Here is an 18,852-nt window from a genome sequence, read left to right on the forward strand (position 1 = left end):
AGCAAAGACACCTGGCACTACCCCCTGGCCGTAGCCCAACCGACGGCGGCGCACGCGGGATGGTCATAAACGACCACGAACTGCGCTTCTCATCTCTAGGTAAAGAAGGACAAAGATGTTCGATCAGTCCAGAACACAACATCCGGTGAAAAAGACGACCCGACGGCTGCAGACAGATGACTGCATCGTCGTCGACAACAGCGAACTGCGGAAGGCCCAGATTGGTGCCGGCGTGGGCAACTTCATCGAGTGGTACGACATCGGGATCTACGGATACCTGGCAGTCACCATGACTTCGGTCTTCACCGAAGGCATGGACGAACGCATGGGCCTGCTGGTCACGCTCCTCGGTTTCGCCGTCTCCTTCGTGGTGCGCCCGCTGGGTGGAATGGTTCTCGGCCCGCTGGGTGACAAGATCGGCCGCCGCAAGGTGCTCTTCTTTACGATGGCGATCATGGCCGGGGCCACCACCACCATCGGCCTGCTGCCGACCGCCGGCCAGGTGGGACTCTGGGTCATCATCCCCCTCTATCTTTTGAAGATGCTGCAGGGCTTCTCCACCGGCGGCGAGTACTCCGGCGCAGCGACGTACATCGCGGAGTTTTCCCCGGACCGGAACCGCGGCTTCATGACCGCCCTGCTGAACTCCGGGTCGATGCTCGGCTTCGCCGTGGGCGCCGGCGTCGTGGCCGTGACGACCGCTGCTGCGACGTCGGCGTGGGGCGAGACGGCCATGCACGATGGCGCCTGGCGCATTCCGTTCCTGCTCGCCGCGCCGCTTGGTGTCCTGGCCATCTCGCTGCGCAGCCGTATCCCCGAATCGCCCAGCTTCGAGGTCGCCCAGGAGAAGGCTGCGTCTGACGACGTCGACCCCATTTTCGTCCGCCACAACCTGCCGAACATCCTGAAGTTCTACTGGCCCCAGATCCTCATTGGCTGCGCGCTCATCGCCGCCGACGGCACCTCCTCCTACATGCTCACGAGCTACATGCCCACCTACCTGGAGACGGAGGTCGGGTCCCCGGCAGTGCACACCGCGGTGGCCGCAGTGGTTGTGCTGGTGCTGCAGGCCATCCTGATTCCCGTCGTCGGGCGCTGGTCGGACCGCATCGGCCGGCGACCCATCTACACCATGGCGACCATCGGCAACCTCATCCTGCTGGTGCCTGCGTTCTGGCTGATGCACGTCGGCACCCTTTGGTCGCTGTACCTGGCGATGTTCCTGGTGATGGTGCCCAGCGCCTTCTTCCTGGCACTCACCGGAGCCGTGATGTCCGAGCTGTTCCCCACAGCCTCGCGCTACGGTTGCGTGGGAGTCACGCACAATCTGTCCATCTCGATCTTCGGCGGCACCACACCGCTGGTCAGCCAGATCCTCGTCGAGGTCACCGGCAACTCCTACGCCCCGGCGTACTACATCATGTTCTTCTCCGCCGTCGCGCTCGTAGCGGTACTGAAGATGCGCGAGTCCGCTTCACGGCCGCTGCTCGGCTCCGTGCCCGTGGTGTCAAGCCGCGAAGAGGCCGCGGCGCTTGTCAGGGACCAGGACACCAACGAACGCATCGACACCGCCACCATGCTTTTGGTTCCCGCACCCGCGGAATCAGTGGGTGCCGGCGCCCGCTGACCCAGCGGGACGGCCGACCCAGCGGGACGGCTGACCCACAATCCCGAACGAACACTTGGGGCCCCTGATCCGCCCGGATCGGGGGCCTCAAGTGTTCGTTCGCGCGCGGACAGCCAGCTGACGCTACGCCGCCAGTACCTTGTTCAGTGCCGTGCGGATCCGCTTCTCGGACACCGAATAGGCGGTTCCAAGTTCGACGGCGAACAGGCTCACCCTCAGCTCTTCGATCATCCAGCGCACCTGTGTCAGCTCGGCACCTGCCCGGCGGCCGGGCAGCAGGGCCGACACGGCGTCGTCGTAATCATCCTCCAGCTGCTGGACCGCCGCCATGTTGAGCGCATCGCGCTGCACGTTGCCGGGCAGCTTCTCCAGGCGTTTTTCGATGGCGGTGAGGTAGCGGGGGAGCTGGCTCAGCTGGGCGTAGCCGGTCCGGGCCACGAAGCCGGGGAAGACCAGCTGCTCAAGCTGGCTGCGGACATCGTTGAGAGCGCTAATGAGCGCCAGGCTGGTGGTGCCCCTCAGCTGCTTCTCGATCCGGTGGGTACTGGCGAGGATTCGCTCCACGACGGCGGTGACACTGAAGACGGTGTCGATCAGCTCCGCCCGGACATGCTCGTGCAGGGCGTCGAACGCTGCCTGGTCCCACGGAAGTTCGGCGGGAGTCAGCTTGTCCACCGCTGCCAGGACGCAGTCGGCGATCAGGGCCGAGACGGACCCGTGCGGGTTCTGGCTGAACGTCAGCTTCTCGGTGTTGTTCAGGTGTTCGAGGACGTAGCGGTCCGGCGCGGGCACCCGAAGTGCGAGGAGCCTGATGACGCCGCCCCGCATGGCTTCCTGCTGCTCCGACGCGGTCTGGAACACTCGCAGGCCAACGGACTTGCCTTCGTCCACCAGCGCGGGGAAACCGGTGACGGTGTGCCCCTTCACGGTGACGCTGGCCTGGCGTTGAAGGGTGCCGAACCGCCACTCCGTCAGGCCGGACTGTTCCGTGAATCCGGCATGCGTCTGAGGGCGGCCGTCCTGCGGGGCAGCCTGCTGCTGGCTCTTCTTCGGCGCCCGCGCGTTCTGTGACCGTGGACCGGCGGTGGCGGGCGTGGCGCCCAGCGACTCGGCAATGGCCCGGCGGGTGGCCGGGGCCAGGCGCTCCTGCAGGGCTTCCAGGTCCTTGCCCTCATCCAGGACCCTGCCCCGGGTGTCCACCACCTTGAAACTCACCCGCAGGTGCGGCGGAACCGCATCCCAGTTCCAGGACCCGGGCGGCACGATCTGGCCTTTCAGACGGCGCAGGACCAGCTCCAGCGAACTCTCCAGCTCGTCCTCGGCGGGGTCGAAGTCGGCTTCCAGCGCCGCCACAGCCTGCCGCGCGACGTCGGGGGCCGGCACAAAGCTCTTGCGGACCTGCTTCGGCAGGGACTTGATCAGCGCGGTGACAAGTTCCACGCGCTGGCCGGGGATCAGCCAACGGAACGGGGCATCATCGAGCTGGTTCAGGAAGAGGACCGGGACTTCCGCCGTGACGCCGTCGGACGGGTTGGGTGTCGAGCCGGGTGCCACGGGATGGAATTCGTAGCTCAGGGGCAGTTCGAAGCCCTTGTGCAGCCACGTCTTCGGGTAGGCGGACTCGTCCAGCGCATCGGCGTCCTCGCTCAGGAGCAGGGCCTCGTCGAAGTCCAGAAGCGCCGGATCCTGCTGCCGGGCGTCCTTCCACCACTTGTCGAAGTGCCGTTCCGAGACGACGTCCTTGCCAACGCGCGCGTCATAGAACTCAAAAAGAGTCTCGTCATCCACCAGCAGGTCCCGGCGGCGCATCCGTGCCTCGAGTTCTTCCACTTCGTGCAGCAGGGCCCGATTGCGGTGGAAGAACTTGTGGTGCGTCTTCCACTCGCCCTGGACCAGCGCATGCCGGATGAACAGCTCGCGTGCCAGGACAGGATCCACCCTGCCGAAGTTGATCCGGCGCTGGGCGATGATCGGCACGCCGTAGAGTGTGACCTTTTCATAGGCCATCACGGCGCCCATCTTCGTGGACCAGTGGGGTTCGCTGTAGCTGCGCTTGATCAGGTGCGGTGCCACCTGCTCAGCCCAGGCCGGCTCGAACTTGGAGGCGACCCGTGCCCACAGCCGGCTGGTTTCCACCAGTTCGGCGGCCATGACAAACGTGGGCGCCTTTTTGAACAGTGCCGAGCCCGGGAAGATGGCAAACCGGCTGCCGCGGGCGCCCGCGTACTCCCGCTTGCGTTCGTCGAGGATGCCGATGTGGCTCAGCAGGCCGGAGAGCAGGCTGATGTGGATGCCCTCGTGGTTGCCCACGGCGTCGGCCTCGCGCCTGTTGTCCAGGCTGATGCCCAGCGGCCTGGCCAGCTGACGGAGCTGCGTGAACAGATCCTGCCACTCGCGGACGCGCAGGTAGTTGATGAATTCGTTGCGGCACAGGCGGCGGAACTGGGTGGAGGACAGCTCCTGCTGCTTCTCGTGGATGTAGTTCCAGAGGTTCAGGTAGCCGGTGAAGTCGGAATTCTCGTCGCGGAAACGGGCGTGCTTCTCCGCCGCCAGCTGCTGCTTGTCCGTCGGGCGTTCGCGGGGATCCTGAATGGTCAGGGCCGCTGCCAGGATCATGACTTCGCGGACGCAGCCGCGCTTGCCCGCCTCCACGATCATGCGGCCGAGCCGCGGATCCACCGGAAGCTGGGCGAGTTTCTGTCCGACGGCGGTCAGGCCGCCGCCCTTGCCGTTTTCGGGGGTGGCTGCCTGCGGTGAACTCAAGGCTCCCAGCTCCCGAAGGAGGGTCACGCCGTCGTTAATGGCCCGCGAATCCGGCGGTTCCACGAACGGAAAGTTTTCAATGTCCTTGGGCCCCCGTGCGACGCCCATGGCTGTCATCTGCAGGATGACCGCCGCCAGGTTGGTGCGCAGGATTTCCGGATCGGTGTAGAGTGGCCGGGACTCGAAGTCCTCTTCGGAGTACAGCCGGATCGCGATACCGTCCGACACGCGGCCGCAGCGCCCGGATCGCTGGTTGGCAGAGGCCTGGGACACGCGCTCAATGGGCAACCGCTGCACCTTGGTGCGGTGCGAATAGCGCGAGATGCGGGCGGTGCCGGTGTCGACGACGTACTTGATGCCCGGGACGGTCAGCGAGGTCTCGGCCACGTTGGTGGCCAGCACGATCCTCCGCTTGCTGCCCGGGTTGAACACCCGGTGCTGTTCCTGCAGGCTCAGCCGCGCGAACAGCGGCAGGACCTCCGTGCCGGCCAGCCGCCGGTTCGACTGGATCCTGGCCTGCAGGGCGTCGGCGGCGTCCCGGATCTCCCGTTCGCCGGAGAAGAAGATGAGGATGTCGCCCGGCGCTTCCAGGGCAAGCTCGTCGACGGCGTCGCACACCGCGTCCAGCGGGTCCCGGTCCTCTTCGAGTTCGTCGTCGGAGGAGTTGTCCTCGTCATCGCCTGCGGACGGGCCGCCAGCCGGCTGGGATAGCGGCCGGTAGCGGATTTCCACCGGGTAGGTGCGGCCGGACACCTCCACGATGGGCGCCGGTTCCTCGTCCGAGCCGAAGTGTTTTGCGAAGCGTTCGGGATCGATGGTGGCGGAGGTGATGATCACCTTCAGGTCCGGCCGCTGCGGCAGGATCCGCTTGAGATAGCCGAGGATGAAGTCGATGTTCAGGCTGCGCTCGTGGGCCTCATCGATGATGATCGCGTTGTATTTGCGGAGCAGCTTGTCGCGCTGGATTTCGGCCAGCAGGATGCCGTCGGTCATCAGTTTGACCTTGGTGGACCTGCCCACCTCGCCCGTGAAACGGACCTGGAAGCCGACTTCCTGCCCGATGTCGACGCCGAGTTCGGAGGCGATGCGTTCGGCCACCGTGCGCGCTGCGAGGCGCCGCGGCTGGGTGTGGCCGATCAGGCCGTTTTCACCCAGTCCCAGCTCCAGGCACATCTTCGGGATCTGGGTGGTCTTTCCTGAACCGGTCTCACCGGCAATGATCGTCACCTGGTTGGCGGCAATCGCGGCCATCAGGTCCTCGCGGCGCTCGGAAACCGGCAGCTCGGCGGGGTAGGAGATGTGAAAAGTCATGGCTCCCCCAAGTCTACTGCCGCGTAAAAGGACCCGGCGTGCGCCGGGTCCTTGGTTCGGATGGGGGACTGTTGTTCTGCGGGGGCGGTGATGGTTGACAGGTATGCGCCGCTAGAAGATGCGCATGGTGTAGTTGCTGCTTGGCAGGTCCAGTGCGGACCAGTCCCGGGCAGAGTATTCGGGAGGGGTGTGGCCGCGGCCGTCACGGAGGATGGCGCCAACGGTGGCTGCAGCTGCAACGAGGACCAGGACGAGGAGGGCGATTCCGAAGATTTCCATGTCTCCATGGTTCTCCGGTGGCATCCCGGAAAAAAGTGGCAGAAATGCCTAAAAAGTACAAATTTCTGCCATACTGGAAGCATGCTCAAGACAGTGGCAATCATCGCGGTTCCCAACTTCTCGATCTTCGAGTTCGGTACCGCTTTTGAGGTGTTTGGCATCGACCGTTCGGACCGGGGAACGGGCGTGCCGCAGTTTGATTTCCGCGTGTGCACCCCGGTGCCCGGGGAAGTTCCGCTGAAGTCCGGACTCACCATGAACGTGAGCCTCGGCCTGGAGGCCGCCGCCGATGCCGACCTGGTGATCATGGCGCCCTACGGCCGCGAAGAGGACGTTCCGGAATCGGTCCTCGAAGCGCTCCGGGCGGCGCACACGCGGGGCGCATGGGTGATGTCGATCTGCTCCGGCGCCTTTGCTTTGGCCCGGGCCGGGCTGCTGGACGGGCGCCGGTGCACCACACACTGGCACTACTCGGGAGAGCTGGCCGCCCAGCACCCCAAGGTCCTGGTGGACGAGAACGTCCTCTATGTCGAGGACAGCAGGATCATCACCAGCGCCGGAACAGCAGCGGGCATTGACGCCTGCCTGCACCTGGTGCGGATCGAATTCGGGGCTGCCGTGGCGGCCGCCATCGCCAGGGACATGGTGGTCCCGCCGCACCGCGACGGCGGCCAGGCCCAGTTCATCGACAGGCCCATGCCCGAATGCGGCTCGCAGCCCATCGAGGAACTCCTGCGGTGGATGGTGGAATCCCTGGACGAGGAACATCCCGTCCACGAGCTCGCCGCCCGCGTGCACATGTCGCCGCGCACCTTTGCCCGGCGGTTCCGTGCTGAAACAGGCGCGACCCCGGCCGCATGGCTCAATTCACAGCGGGTCCTGCGCGCCCAGGAGCTGCTGGAGTCGACGGAGCTGAATATCGACGAGGTGGCACGGCAGTCAGGATTCGGCCACCCCGTGCTGCTTCGGCACCATTTCGCCAAGGTGCTGGACACGAGTCCGCAGTCCTACCGCCGGGCCTTCCGCGGCCAGATGGCCACGGCAGGCTAGCGCCTGCCCGGGCCGCGTAGCGACCGGCCGGCTACTGTCGGAAGCCGGACTCGCCGCTGCCGGAGCGCGATTCCTCAGCCGCGGCCCGGGTCGACTCCACGAGCACGCGCCAGGGGCCTGTGACTGCCGTCTCGGGCAGGGTGGCGCGGCGCTGGCCGGCGCGGATGGAGTACATGAAGCGGTCCGGCTGGCCGTCAGCCGCCTGCCGGGGATCGTCGACGGCGTCCCAGGGGCACGCTTCGACGAGCGGCTGCCAGCGGCTTTTGTCAGTGGACGTCACGGCCAGCACCGTCCAGACACGGGTGAGTGCGGCTATCCCGCCGCTGCGCTCGACTGTGATTTTCATGGCGAGGTTCCCGGGTTTCCGAGGCCGCCGGGAAGCGGAAAGTCACAGTCCCGGCGTCGGTTAGAGCTTTACCTTCACAGTCTCCCACGCACCGCGCACGGCGTCATGCTCTGCGGACTCCTCGCCGAACAGTTCCTTCGCCGTTGACGCGGTGGCTTTGGCGAAGGCTGTGAACGTGGTGGTCGGGCTCAGCAAGCCGCCAGTCAGGGTCTCGTACCAGATCTGCCCCGGTGCGTCCCAGGCGTTCCCGCCCAAGGCCTGGGCGACGAGGCAGAACGCCCGGTTCGGAATGCCGGAGTTGATGTGGACGCCGCCGTTGTCTGACCGCGTGCGGACATAGGAGTCCATGGTGTCCGGCTGCGGGTCCTTGCCGAGGACGTCGTCGTCGTACGCCGTCCCGGGTGCCTTCATGGAGCGCAGGGCGGATCCTTGGACCTGCGGCGTGAACAGGCCCTCGCCGATCAGCCAGGAGGCCTCGGCGGTGGTCTGCTTCCGGAAATACTGCTCCACCAGGGCACCGAAGACGTCTGAGACGGATTCGTTGATGGCTCCCGCCTGGTTGCGGTAGGCCAGCCCCGCGGAAAACTGCGTGACGCCGTGGGCCAGTTCGTGGCCGATCACGCTGAGCGAGCGGGTAAAGCGCTCGAAGACCTCGCCGTCGCCGTCGCCGAACACCATCTGCTGGCCGTCCCAGAATGCGTTGTCGTACAGCTTGCCGAAGTGGACGCTGGCCTTCAGCGGCATTCCCAGTCCGTCAATCGAGTTCCGGCTGAAGGCGTCCGCATAGAGGGTGTGCGTATGGCCCAGTCCGTCATAGGCCTCGTCGACGGCGGGATCGCCGGTGGCGGCGTCGCCCTCTTTCCGGACAACCTGCCCGGGCAGCGACTCGCCGGACTTCGCGTCGAAGACGGACCTGTTGACCGGAGCGGGCTGCAGCTGCCTGATGCCGGCAGGAGCCGACGGCGCCGACGTGCGGGCCGCCTGTACGGCGCCAACGTGGAGCAGGGCTTCCCTGGCGGCGCGGGCGACTGCCGAGAACCGGGGGGACCCCTGGGCGGCCAGACGGCGGAGGATGTACGGCGGAACGATTGAACAGACCATGCAACTCACACTACGAACGGCCTCTGACATTCTGCGTCAGGCGCACTGGAAATGCAGGAAACCCTGGAACCGGAGAAGACCCGGCAATCGCAGTTAACCCGGCAGATGCAGGAAACCCCCGCCGCTTTGATTAAGCGGCGGGGGTTTCAGCTGTGCCCTCGATAGGATTCGAACCTACGGCCTTCTGCTCCGGAGGCAGACGCTCTATCCCCTGAGCTACGAGGGCATCCAGGGATCCTGCCGTTCCCGGCCGGACGTCCTAGAGCTTAGCAGGAAGGTGGGCCGGAAAGGAAAACGGGACCTCCCCTTTAGTATCCCGCGAACGAATCCACATGGATACGGCGGGCGCCGGCATGCCGGGCGGCACGCCGGAGCGAGCCGACACTGGCCGGTGAGCCCGAGATGAAGACCCTTCGCCGGCCGATGTCCGGCACCAGCCGTTTCAGTGCATGACCATCCAGCCGTGCCCCCGGGGCCAGCAGCCCGCCGGCGTTCTCGATGAAGTCCGGCGGCGCCGAGCCGTCGGCGAGCCGGGCAATGACGCGGGCACCGGATTCCCGTAGCTCCTCCGCGTAGGCGAGTTCGGATGCGTTCCGCGCGAGGTAGAGAAGCACGGTGTCGCGCTCGCGGGCCACCCCGCCGGACAGGTGCGCCAAGTATGGCGTGATGCCGATCCCGGCGGCGATGAGCAGTACGGGGTCCGAACCCTTCGGCAGGACGAAATCGCCCGCCACCGTGGTGGCCGTGAGCTCATCGCCGGGCTTGAGGGACAGTAGCTTGCGCTTGGCGGCGGAGACGGGGTCGGCGGTACCGACGCCGATCTTCACATGCTTTGCGTCCGGATGGCTCGTCAGGCTGAAGACGCGGCGCCTGCCCCGTCCGTCCGGCTTGGTGTGCGGAAGATCCAGTTCCAGGTACTGGCCAGGCGCGTGGCGGAGCGGGCGCTGCGGGCGGAAGACGAATTCCGTCGTCGTCGGCGTCAGCCTGCGGGAGTGGCTGAACAGCAGCCGGACGCTGCCGCGCTGGCCCGCCAGGAACGCCAGCAGGTTGCCGATCAGCAGTGCCAGCTCGGGGGAGTTCGCCACGAGGCCGAAGTTGTACGGCGTGGCCAGAAGGATTCCGACGACGGCGGCCGTCGCCAGCTGCTGCCAGCGCCGCGGCGGCAGCGTGAGCGGCTCGGTGAGCATGAAGCCGGCAAAGAACAGCACCGGGCCCTGCGCCAGGGTCTGCCACACAGCACTTCCGAGGTCGACGCCGGAGGGCATTTGCACCGCCGCCACGACGGCGGTGGCCACCAGGATGAAGACGGCGGCCATGAGCGTTTTCCGGGTGCGGTAGAGCACCAGCAGGACGCCCGGGACCAGGAGCCACAGCATGGCCGGCGTACCCGCCCACCAGGTGGCGATGTTGAGCCCGGTCAGCCCGGTGATGAAGGCCCCGGCGGCCGCGGGATTGAACACATGGCGGCCACGCCAGGCAAGGGCGTACTTGGAGGCTGAAGCCAAAACGCAGGCCAGCGCCACCCCTGCAAGGTCCATGGGCGCAAACGCCGGGCCGAGCTGGGTGGGCCAGAACAGGAAGTAGAGCAGGAGACCCGTAATCAGTGAGGATTCAGAATGCGGCTGAACCCGGAACAGTGCGGCCAGGCCACGGTTGGAGACGTACGTCAGCCCCAGGCAGAGGGCCAGGTGCGCGAGCATGTTCGGGATGCCGAACGTCAGCCAGCCGAGCGCATCGAGGAGGAGGCTGTAGGCGGCCAGCACGGCAAGCACCAACAGAACCAGCCGGTACATCGTGAACCGGCCCAGGTACGCGTCCAGGGCGGTGCCGGGTGAGGTCTGCTGCCGGGAGGTGGTTGAACTCATGTGAACAGCGCTCCTTCGAATTCCGCGGAGTACTCCGCGCTGCCGTTGGAAAATACCTTGAGCCAGGAAAAACGGAAGTGCCGTGCCAGGTCTTCGGCCGGAACCAGGAAGAGGGCGGTGGCGAGGGCGTCCGCCTCCATGGCGGTGTCCGCCCGGGCCCAGGTGGCCACGACCGTCCTGACCGGCGCGCCCGTGGTGCCGTCCAGAACGTGATGGAGTCCGTCTCCCCAGGCCCGCCGGTTCGACGCCGACGCGCAGAGGGCACCGGCCCCCAGCGCTACGGTTCCTGTCGCCTTGGTGGGGTCATAGGGATGTTCCAGGGCCACCTGCACCGGCTCCAGGCCGCCGGTCTCCCCGCGGCCGTTCAGCAGGTCGCCGCTCGCGTCGATGAAGAAGTCTGTGACCCCGTGGCTTCTGAGCAGTTCGGCCACCAGGTCCACGAGCTGGCCCTTGCCGGCCGCGCCGACGTCCAGCACCACGGGGGCGGTGGTGCGCAGCGATGTTCCTTGCCATTCCAGGACGGCGTCCCAGGCCGGGGGAGGCGCAGCGCCGCCGCGGGGCTGCAGTGAATAGTGCGGATCGTAGCCCAGCCGCTCGAGGCTTTCACCGATCAGCGGCGTCATGGCCCCGCCGCTGAGTGTGTAGAGCTGCCGGTAGAGCGCGGCCAGGCCTGCGGCTTCTGGCGGCATTTCGTACTGCCCGGGCCTCACGGACATCCGGGTTACCAGGGAGTCATGGCGGAACCTGGACCACGTGGAGTCGTAGCGTTCCACTTCGGCCAGGACGGCGCTGCGCAGGGCCGGCGGCAACGGGGCAGGCGTGGAGATTTCCCAGCCGGTTCCGATACCGTCAAACCGGAAGTCCTGCCAGCCCGGGTGCGGCACGGCAGCCGCCTACAGGGCCTGCGCCTTGATCGCTTCGACCGCCTGGTTGAAGCCGCCGCTGGTGAGGGACGAGCCCGCCACCTTGGAGACGTTGATCTCATCCAGGCTCTTGCCCACCACCTGCCCGGCAATGCCGCTGGCGAACTCGCCCTGGAACTTCCGGGTATTGGGATTGGATGGGTGCTCGGTGATTTCCACCGCGGACACCGTGCCGTTGGCCAGCGTCAGCTGGACGCCCACGGTCTCGGTGCCATTGGGGGACCTGTAGGTGCCGTCGGCGCTGTAGGTCCCGTCCTTGTATCCGGCTGCGGAGCCCGATGCCGGGGTGGAAGCCGATGCGGTCCCCGACCCTGTTCCCGACGCAGGAGCGGACGCCGCCGAGGGTTCGGTCTCCTGCGCAGCGGGCTGCTGGGCGGAAGGCGCGCAGCCTGCCACCGTTCCGGCGAGGGACAGGCCGGCCACTCCGGCGAACACAGTTTTGCGGATTGAAGGCTTCACGGGGTCTCTTTTCGTGGTGCGGGCACGCCAGCGACAGCGTTGAGTTCCAGTATTCCAGTGTTGATGTTTCAACAATTTGGCAGGTGAGTAAAGGCTAAGGGCAGTTCCTGTGAATTTCCCTACTATTGGCTGTGACGCGAAACGAGGTTGCTGTGACGCCGGGAAGAGTGCGCAGGGACGCCCGGATTCCGCGCCGCAACGGGCTCCCCGGTAGTCTAGGAGTGTGACTCCCGAAGAACTCTCCCTTGCAATATCCGCCTGCCTGAAAGACGCCGTTGCCGCCGGCGACATTGCCCTTGCCGAGGCGGCTATACCGGACTCTGTCCTGGTGGAGCGTCCGAAGAACCGGGAGCACGGTGACTGGGCAACCAACATCGCTTTGCAGCTGGCCAAGAAGGCCGGCACCAACCCGCGCGCATTCGCCACTCTCCTCAGCGCGCGGCTCAAGGACATCAATGGCGTCGACGGAGTGGAAATCGCCGGTCCCGGCTTCCTCAACATCACGGTTGACGCTGCTGCCGCAGGCGCGCTGGCCAAGATCATTGTCGAAGCGGGCAGGGAGTACGGCACCAATGACGTGCTCGCCGGCCACACGGTGAACATGGAATTCGTGTCCGCCAACCCCACCGGTCCGCTGCACATCGGCCACACGCGCTGGGCGGCCCTGGGCGACTCGATAGCCAGGGTGCTTCGCGCCTCCGGTGCCGACGTCACCGCCGAGTACTACATCAACGACGCCGGCTCCCAGATGAACGTCTTCGCCAACTCGGTGCTGTCGCGCCTGCACGGCCGCGACGTGCCCGAGGGCGGCTACCCGGGCGAATACATCCGCGACCTCGGCCACGAGGTGCTGACGCAGCACCCGGACATCCGTGAGCTCACCGACGCCGCGGCCCTGCCCGTGATCCGCGCCGCGGCCTACGAGGCCCAGCTCAAGGACATCAAGGACACCCTGGCGGACTTCGGCGTCTCCTTTGACGTGTTCTTCTCCGAGCAGGAACTGCACGACGCCGGCGCTATCGAAAGTGCCGTTGCCCGCCTTCGCGAGCAGGGCCACGTGTTCGACGACGGCGGTGCCGTCTGGCTGCGCACCACCGACTTCGGTGACGACAAGGACCGCGTGATGATCCGCGCTAACGGCGAGCCGACGTACTTCGCCGCCGACGCCGCGTACTACCTGTCCAAAAAGGACCGCGGCTACACGGAAAAGATCTACCTCCTGGGCGCCGACCACCACGGCTACATCAACCGGCTCAAGGCCATCGCCGCCGCGGCCGGGGACGACCCCGAGGTCAACATCGAGGTGCTGATCGGCCAGCTGGTGTCCGTCAACGGAGCCAAGCTTTCCAAGCGCGCCGGCAACATCATCGAGCTCAAGGACCTGATCTCCTGGCTGGGAACTGACGCGGTCCGCTATTCGCTGGCACGCTTCCCGGCCGACTCCCCGCTGACACTGGACCCCGAGCTGCTCAAGAAGCACTCCAACGAGAACCCCGTGTTCTACGTGCAGTACGCGCATGCCCGCTCGTGCGGCACCGCCCGCAACGCCGTGGCTGCCGGAGTGGACCGGAGCGCCTTCGACGCCTCCCTGCTGGACCACGCCACGGAGAACGAACTGCTCTCCTACCTGGGCAGCTACCCCTCCATCGTGGCCAAGGCCGCCGAACTCCGTGAGCCGCACCGCGTGGCACGCCACCTCGAGGTCATCGCCGGCGCCTACCACCGCTGGTATGACGCCTGCCGGGTGGCGCCGATGGGCGACGAAGCCGTCACGGACACCAACCGCACCAGGCTGTGGCTCAATGACGCCACCAGCCAGGTGCTCGCCAACGGACTCGAACTGCTGGGCGTTTCGGCGCCGGAACGGATGTGATCAGCGTGCAGGACATCACGGGCAGCACCGCGTTCAACAGCGCAGCCTCCGACCCGGCAGCCTCGCCGCTGGCTCCGGAGTGGCTTGCCGTCCCCGCGGACCTCAACGCCCTCCACACCCCGGTGTGGGCAGGCGGGGTGGAACGGAACGACGCCGGCGAACTCGCCATTGACGGCATCCCGGTCAGCGCCCTCAAGGAACAGTACGGCACGCCGCTGTTTGTCATGAGCGAATCGGATTTCCGTGCCCGCGCCCGTGCCTTCAAGGATGCCTTCGACGACGCCTTCGCCGACATCTGCGGGGGAGTGGACGTCTACTACGCCGGCAAGTCCTTCCTTAGCATCGCTGTCGCCACGTGGGTGGCCGAAGAGGGGCTGCGGCTGGACACCTGTTCCGGCGGCGAGCTCGCCGTCGCAGCCCGGGCCGGCATCGAGGGTGCCAACCTGTCGCTGCACGGCAACAACAAGTCCGACGCCGAGATTAACCGCGCGCTGGACATGAATCTGGGCCGCATCGTGGTGGACAGCCTGGACGAGCTGGAGCGCGTGGCGAAGATCGCCTCGGGCCGCGGGGAGAAGGCCAACGTTATGCTGCGGCTGACGCCCGGCGTGCACGCCCACACCCACGAGTTCATCGCCACCGCCCACGAGGACCAGAAATTCGGCCTCTCCATGGCCGGGGACTCCACCGACGAAGCAGGCCTGTCCGCTGCCGAGGAGGCCGTCGCCGCGGCAACGTCCTATGACAGCGTGGAGCTGCTGGGCCTGCACTGCCACATCGGTTCGCAGATCTTCGAGCCGGACGGCTTCGCGCTGGCCGCCCAGAAGCTGCTGACCTTCCTGGCCGCGGTGCAGGCCAAATATTCCATCACCCTGCCCGAGCTCGACCTCGGCGGCGGCTACGGCATCGCCTATACACCGGTGGACACCCCCCGCCCGGCAGCCGACATCGCGCAGGCGATGGCCGCCGTCGTGCGTTCCAAGTGCGCCGAACTGGGTATCACTGCACCCCGGATTTCGATCGAGCCCGGGCGCGCGATCGTGGGCAGCAGCACCTTCACCCTGTACGAGGTGGGTACGCTCAAAACCGTCCGCGTGGACGCTCCGGCCGGCGGCGACAGTGAAACCGCCGGTGAAAACGTTACGCACCCGCGCCGCTATGTGTCAGTGGACGGCGGCATGAGCGACAACGCCCGTCCGGTGCTGTACGACGCGGATTATTCGGCCATTCTCGCGTCGCGGACCTCCGCGGCGGCTCCGCAGCTGTCCCGCGTAGTGGGCAAACATTGCGAGAGCGGCGACATAGTTGTTAGAGATGTATATCTGCCCGAGGACGTGGCAGCCGGTGATCTGCTCGCTGTACCGGGGACCGGCGCCTACTGCTGGGCCCTGTCAAGCAACTACAACTATCTGGCCCGGCCGGGCGTTGTCGCTGTGCGCGACGGATCTCCCCGGCTGATTGTCCGCGGGGAAACCGAAGAAGATCTGCTGAACCGCGACATGGGAGCCTGAATGACCGAATTGCGAACCCTGAAAGTGGCCCTGCTGGGCTGTGGCAACGTCGGGGCTCAGGTGGCGCGGATTCTGATTGACGACGCCGGCACCCTGGCGCCGCGCACCGGCGCCCGCCTGGAACTGGCCGGCATCGCGGTACGGAACCTCGACGCCGACCGCGAGGTGGACCTCCCGCGCGAGCTGTTCACCACCGACGGCGAAACCCTGGTCAAGGACGCCGACCTCGTCATCGAGCTGATGGGCGGCATCGAGCCTGCCCGCTCGCTGATCCTGTCCGCCATCCAGAACGGCGCCAGCGTGGTCACGGGCAACAAGGCCCTGCTCGCCGCCGACGGCCCGGCCCTCTACGAAGAGGCGGACAAGGCCGGCGTCGAGCTGTCTTACGAAGCCGCCGTCGCAGGCGCCATCCCCATCCTGCGCCCCATCCGGGACAGCCTGTCCGGTGACCGCATCACCCGCGTCCTGGGCATCGTCAACGGCACCACCAACTTCATCCTGGACCAGATGGACTCCACCGGCGCGCAGTTCGCCGACGCACTCGCCGAGGCCCAGCGCCTCGGTTACGCCGAGGCTGACCCGACGGCCGACGTCGAGGGCCACGACGCCGCCGCCAAGGCCGCCATCCTGGCGTCCCTGTCCTTCCACACGCGCTTCGATCTGGAGCACGTCTACTGCGAGGGCATCACCCGCGTCAGTGCCGCCGACATTGCGGCGGCAAAGGAAGCCGGCTTTGTCATCAAGCTGCTGGCGATCGCCGAGAAGATCGGCAACGGCGACGGCAGCGAGGGTGTTTCCGTGCGCGTCCACCCGACGCTCCTGCCGCGCGAACACCCGCTGGCAGCCGTCCGCGGTGCGTTCAACGCCGTCTTCGTCGAGGCGGAGAACGCCGGCGAGCTGATGTTCTACGGCCAGGGCGCAGGCGGAACCCCGACGGCGTCTGCCGTCCTGGGCGACCTGGTCTCGGCCGCCCGCCGCATCGTTTTGGGCGGCCCCGGACGGATCGAGTCCACCACGGGCCACGTCCCGGCGCTGCCGATCGATGCCGCAACCACCAGCTACTACATCGGCCTGGACGTTGCGGACCAGCCCGGCGTGCTGGCGAAGATCGCCCAGCTGTTCGCCGAGCACGGCGTGTCCATCGAAATCATGCGCCAGACCATCCACCGCGACGCCGACTCCAACGTGGAATCGGCCGAGCTGCGGATCGTCACCCACCGCGCAAGCGAAGCTGCACTGGCAGCGACCGTCGAGGCCGTGAAGGGCCTGGACGTGATCAATTCCGTTACATCCGTACTGCGGGTAGAAGGAGCTTAAGTGGCTCACCAATGGCGCGGTGTCATCCGCGAATACGCTGACCGTCTGCCCGTAACGGCGGCCACCCGGGTCATCACCCTCGGCGAGGGCGGCACACCTCTGGTCCACGCCCAGAAGCTGTCCGAGCTGACGGGTTCGGACGTCTACCTCAAGGTCGAGGGCATGAACCCCACCGGTTCCTTCAAGGACCGCGGCATGACCATGGCCATGACCGCTGCGGTCGAGGCCGGCGCCAAGGCCGTGGTGTGTGCCTCCACCGGCAACACGTCCGCCTCCGCTGCGGCGTACGCCACCGCCGCCGGCCTGACATGCGCCGTGCTGGTGCCCGAAGGCAAGATCTCCATGGGCAAGCTGAGCCAGGCCATCGCGCACGGCGCCACGCTCCTGCAGGTCGACGGCAACTTTGACAACTGCCTGGACATCGCCCGCAAGCTGGGCGAGTCCTACCCGGTGTTCCTGGTCAACTCCGTGAACCCGGCCCGCATCCAGGGCCAGAAGACCGGCGCCTTCGAGATCGTCGATGCCCTGGGCGACGCCCCGGACATCCACGTGCTGCCGGTCGGCAACGCCGGAAACATCACGGCCTACTGGAAGGGCTACAAGGAGTACGCCGCCACGTTCGAGTCCGAAACCGCCGGCACGCTCGCTCCCGTCGCCACCAAGACCCCCGCCATGTGGGGCTTCCAGGCCGCGGGCGCCGCGCCGTTCGTCGCCGGCCACCCCATCACGGAGCCGGACACCATCGCCACCGCCATCCGGATCGGCAACCCCGCGTCCTGGGACGGTGCCATCGCCGCCCGTGACGAATCCGGCGGATTCATCGATTCCGTCACCGACGAGGAAATCCTGGCCGCCCACCGCTGGCTGTCCTCCCGCGAAGGCGTCTTCGTGGAGCCCGGTTCCGCTGCCGGCGTCGCAGGCCTGCTCAAGAAGCACGCCGCAGGCGAGGTGCCCTCCGGCAAGACCATCGCCATCACCGTCACCGGCCACGGCCTCAAGGACCCGCAGTGGGCCCTCCGGACCGAGGACGGCAGTGATGTCCAGCCGGTCAAGGTGCCGAACGACGTCGTGACCGTTGCTGCAGAACTGGGACTGGAAGACAAATAACAGTGGAAACCATGCTGCCGCAGACCGCCCAGCTGCCCGCCATCCAGGCCGGGCAGCAGGTGACGGTCCGGGTTCCGGGCACCAGCGCCAACCTCGGCCCCGGCTATGACAGCCTCGGGCTGGCACTGACCCTGCACGACACCCTCACCGTGGAGAGCCTGGACAGCGACGAGCTGGTCTTCGAGCTCAGCGGTGAGGGCGCGGATTCCCTTCCGCGGGATGCCAGCCACCTGGTGGTCCGGGCGATGAACGCCGCCTTCGGGCGGCTGGGCTACCGCCACACCGGCCTCAAGATCACGGCCCAAAACGTCAATCCGCACGGCCGTGGCCTGGGCTCGTCGGCGTCCGCCGTCGTGGCTGCCGTGACGGCGGCCAACGCGCTGCTGCCGGCGGGGGAGCAGCGCGACAAGAACTGGATCCTGCAGCTGACCAGCGAAATGGAAGGCCACCCGGACAACGTCGCTCCGGCGATCTACGGCGGACTGGCGCTGTCGTGGCAGGACAGTGACCAGTACAGCAGCACCTGCGCCACGGTCGACCCTGCCGTCATCCCCATCGTGGCGGTTCCGGACTACGAGCTCTCCACCGAGGCCGCGCGCGCCCTGTTGCCCGCCTCCATCGGCCACCACGCGGCGGCCATGAACTCCGGCCGCGCAGCGCTGCTGATCCACGCGCTCACGCAGAAGCCCGAATTCCTGCTCGCCGGCACCGAGGACTTCCTGCACCAGAGCTACCGTGCGGAGGCCATGCGGCCGAGCGCCGGCCTGATCAAGGCCCTGCGCGGAGCAGGCCACGCGGCCGTCGTCTCCGGCGCAGGACCCACGGTTCTGGTCCTGGCTAACGGCGAGGCAGAGGCCGCGGCCGTCCTGGAATTCATCGCCGCGTTTTCCGAAGCAAACACGCCGGACATCAGCTGGCGTGTGATGAAGCTGGCAGTCGACGTCGAAGGTGCTAAAGTGGGAGTGCACCGGCGGTAACACCGCATGCAGTCTCCGCAGTCACACCGCATTCACTGAGTCATAACCGCATTCATTGATGCAGCCAGACGGCGACTCTGCAGTCGAGAGGGCCCTGCAGCCAAGAGACCGTGCAGTCAACGACTCCGAGAAGGGCCCTAATCGGTCATCGGGTCAGAATCTGCTTCGATCTGCTTCTGCTGCTTCGATCTCTTATTGCGCAATATTTTCCGGTGCCACCTGCTTGGCCTGGCCAGGAACCTACAGATCGATTTCTGTTCCCTGAACCGCCAGTCCGCCGCCCCGCCAGCTATGCGGAGCATTTGAAGGTGATCAGTATCCGGCCCTGCTGGCCGAACTCCAA

Annotated in this window: 14 protein-coding genes and 1 tRNA gene; 7 read left to right on the forward strand and 8 right to left on the reverse strand. The window is 66.8% G+C overall.

Features of this window, described 5'->3' with window-relative positions:
- Positions 1-145: 145 nt before the first annotated feature.
- Complete coding sequence (locus R5O87_RS22220; RefSeq protein ID WP_410555070.1) at positions 146-1,627, forward strand: MFS transporter; 1,482 nt, start codon at positions 146-148, stop codon at positions 1,625-1,627.
- 123 nt (positions 1,628-1,750) lie between these two features.
- Here R5O87_RS22220 and hrpA read toward each other — a convergent pair whose 3' ends face one another.
- Together hrpA and R5O87_RS22230 are read right to left on the reverse strand one after the other, a co-directional pair.
- Positions 1,751-5,701 carry an ATP-dependent RNA helicase HrpA gene (hrpA, locus tag R5O87_RS22225; protein ID WP_410555069.1) on the reverse strand — a complete coding sequence of 1,317 codons (3,951 nt, stop codon included), beginning with the start codon at positions 5,699-5,701 and terminating at the stop codon, positions 1,751-1,753.
- A gap of 111 nt (positions 5,702-5,812) precedes the next feature.
- Positions 5,813-5,980, reverse strand: a complete 168-nt coding sequence (locus R5O87_RS22230) for a hypothetical protein (protein WP_410555068.1) — start codon at positions 5,978-5,980, stop codon at positions 5,813-5,815.
- Between the two features lie 81 nt (positions 5,981-6,061).
- On the opposite strand from R5O87_RS22230, the gene R5O87_RS22235 reads away from it, so the two are divergent.
- Entirely contained in the window at positions 6,062-7,030 is a 969-nt protein-coding gene (locus tag R5O87_RS22235; protein ID WP_410555067.1) for a GlxA family transcriptional regulator, read from the forward strand.
- A gap of 31 nt (positions 7,031-7,061) precedes the next feature.
- On the opposite strand, the gene R5O87_RS22240 is transcribed toward R5O87_RS22235, so the two are convergent.
- The 6 genes from R5O87_RS22240 to R5O87_RS22265 all read right to left on the reverse strand — a co-directional run bounded on the left by R5O87_RS22240 (position 7,062) and on the right by R5O87_RS22265 (position 11,724).
- Positions 7,062-7,376: a protealysin inhibitor emfourin gene (locus tag R5O87_RS22240; RefSeq protein ID WP_410555066.1), complete on the reverse strand. Its 315-nt coding sequence runs from the start codon at positions 7,374-7,376 to the stop codon at positions 7,062-7,064.
- A 60-nt stretch (positions 7,377-7,436) separates the two neighbouring features.
- Positions 7,437-8,477: a M4 family metallopeptidase gene (locus R5O87_RS22245; RefSeq protein ID WP_410555065.1), complete on the reverse strand. Its 1,041-nt coding sequence runs from the start codon at positions 8,475-8,477 to the stop codon at positions 7,437-7,439.
- Positions 8,478-8,630: 153 nt separating this feature from the next.
- Positions 8,631-8,703: transfer RNA gene (locus tag R5O87_RS22250), tRNA-Arg, on the reverse strand.
- A gap of 82 nt (positions 8,704-8,785) precedes the next feature.
- Positions 8,786-10,342, reverse strand: a complete 1,557-nt coding sequence (locus tag R5O87_RS22255) for a ferredoxin--NADP reductase (protein WP_410555064.1) — start codon at positions 10,340-10,342, stop codon at positions 8,786-8,788.
- The gene (locus R5O87_RS22260; RefSeq protein ID WP_410555063.1) at positions 10,339-11,226 is read right to left on the reverse strand and encodes an FAD:protein FMN transferase; all 888 of its coding nucleotides are present in this window, start codon (positions 11,224-11,226) and stop codon (positions 10,339-10,341) included. The genes R5O87_RS22255 and R5O87_RS22260 overlap by 4 nt, the downstream gene beginning before the upstream one ends.
- A gap of 9 nt (positions 11,227-11,235) precedes the next feature.
- Positions 11,236-11,724 (reverse strand): FMN-binding protein, encoded by a 489-nt coding sequence (locus tag R5O87_RS22265; protein ID WP_410555062.1) that lies wholly within the window; start codon positions 11,722-11,724, stop codon positions 11,236-11,238.
- Between the two features lie 223 nt (positions 11,725-11,947).
- Here R5O87_RS22265 and argS point away from each other — a divergent pair, with 223 nt between their 5' ends.
- Genes argS through thrB form a run of 5 tightly spaced genes read left to right on the forward strand, consistent with a single transcriptional unit; the run spans position 11,948 to position 18,509 of the window.
- The gene (gene argS / locus R5O87_RS22270) at positions 11,948-13,597 is read left to right on the forward strand and encodes an arginine--tRNA ligase (RefSeq protein WP_410555061.1); all 1,650 of its coding nucleotides are present in this window, start codon (positions 11,948-11,950) and stop codon (positions 13,595-13,597) included.
- 5 nt (positions 13,598-13,602) lie between these two features.
- Entirely contained in the window at positions 13,603-15,108 is a 1,506-nt protein-coding gene (lysA, locus tag R5O87_RS22275; protein ID WP_410555060.1) for a diaminopimelate decarboxylase, read from the forward strand.
- Entirely contained in the window at positions 15,109-16,425 is a 1,317-nt protein-coding gene (locus R5O87_RS22280; RefSeq protein ID WP_410555059.1) for a homoserine dehydrogenase, read from the forward strand.
- Positions 16,426-17,532, forward strand: coding sequence for a threonine synthase (gene thrC / locus R5O87_RS22285; protein ID WP_410555058.1), 1,107 nt, complete (start codon positions 16,426-16,428; stop codon positions 17,530-17,532). It begins immediately after the preceding gene.
- An 11-nt stretch (positions 17,533-17,543) separates the two neighbouring features.
- The gene (gene thrB / locus R5O87_RS22290; RefSeq protein WP_410555095.1) at positions 17,544-18,509 is read left to right on the forward strand and encodes a homoserine kinase; all 966 of its coding nucleotides are present in this window, start codon (positions 17,544-17,546) and stop codon (positions 18,507-18,509) included.
- Positions 18,510-18,852 lie beyond the last annotated feature (343 nt).

Origin of the sequence: Arthrobacter globiformis (assembly GCF_046536215.2) — a bacterium.
Lineage (GTDB): Bacteria > Actinomycetota > Actinomycetes > Actinomycetales > Micrococcaceae > Arthrobacter > Arthrobacter globiformis_E.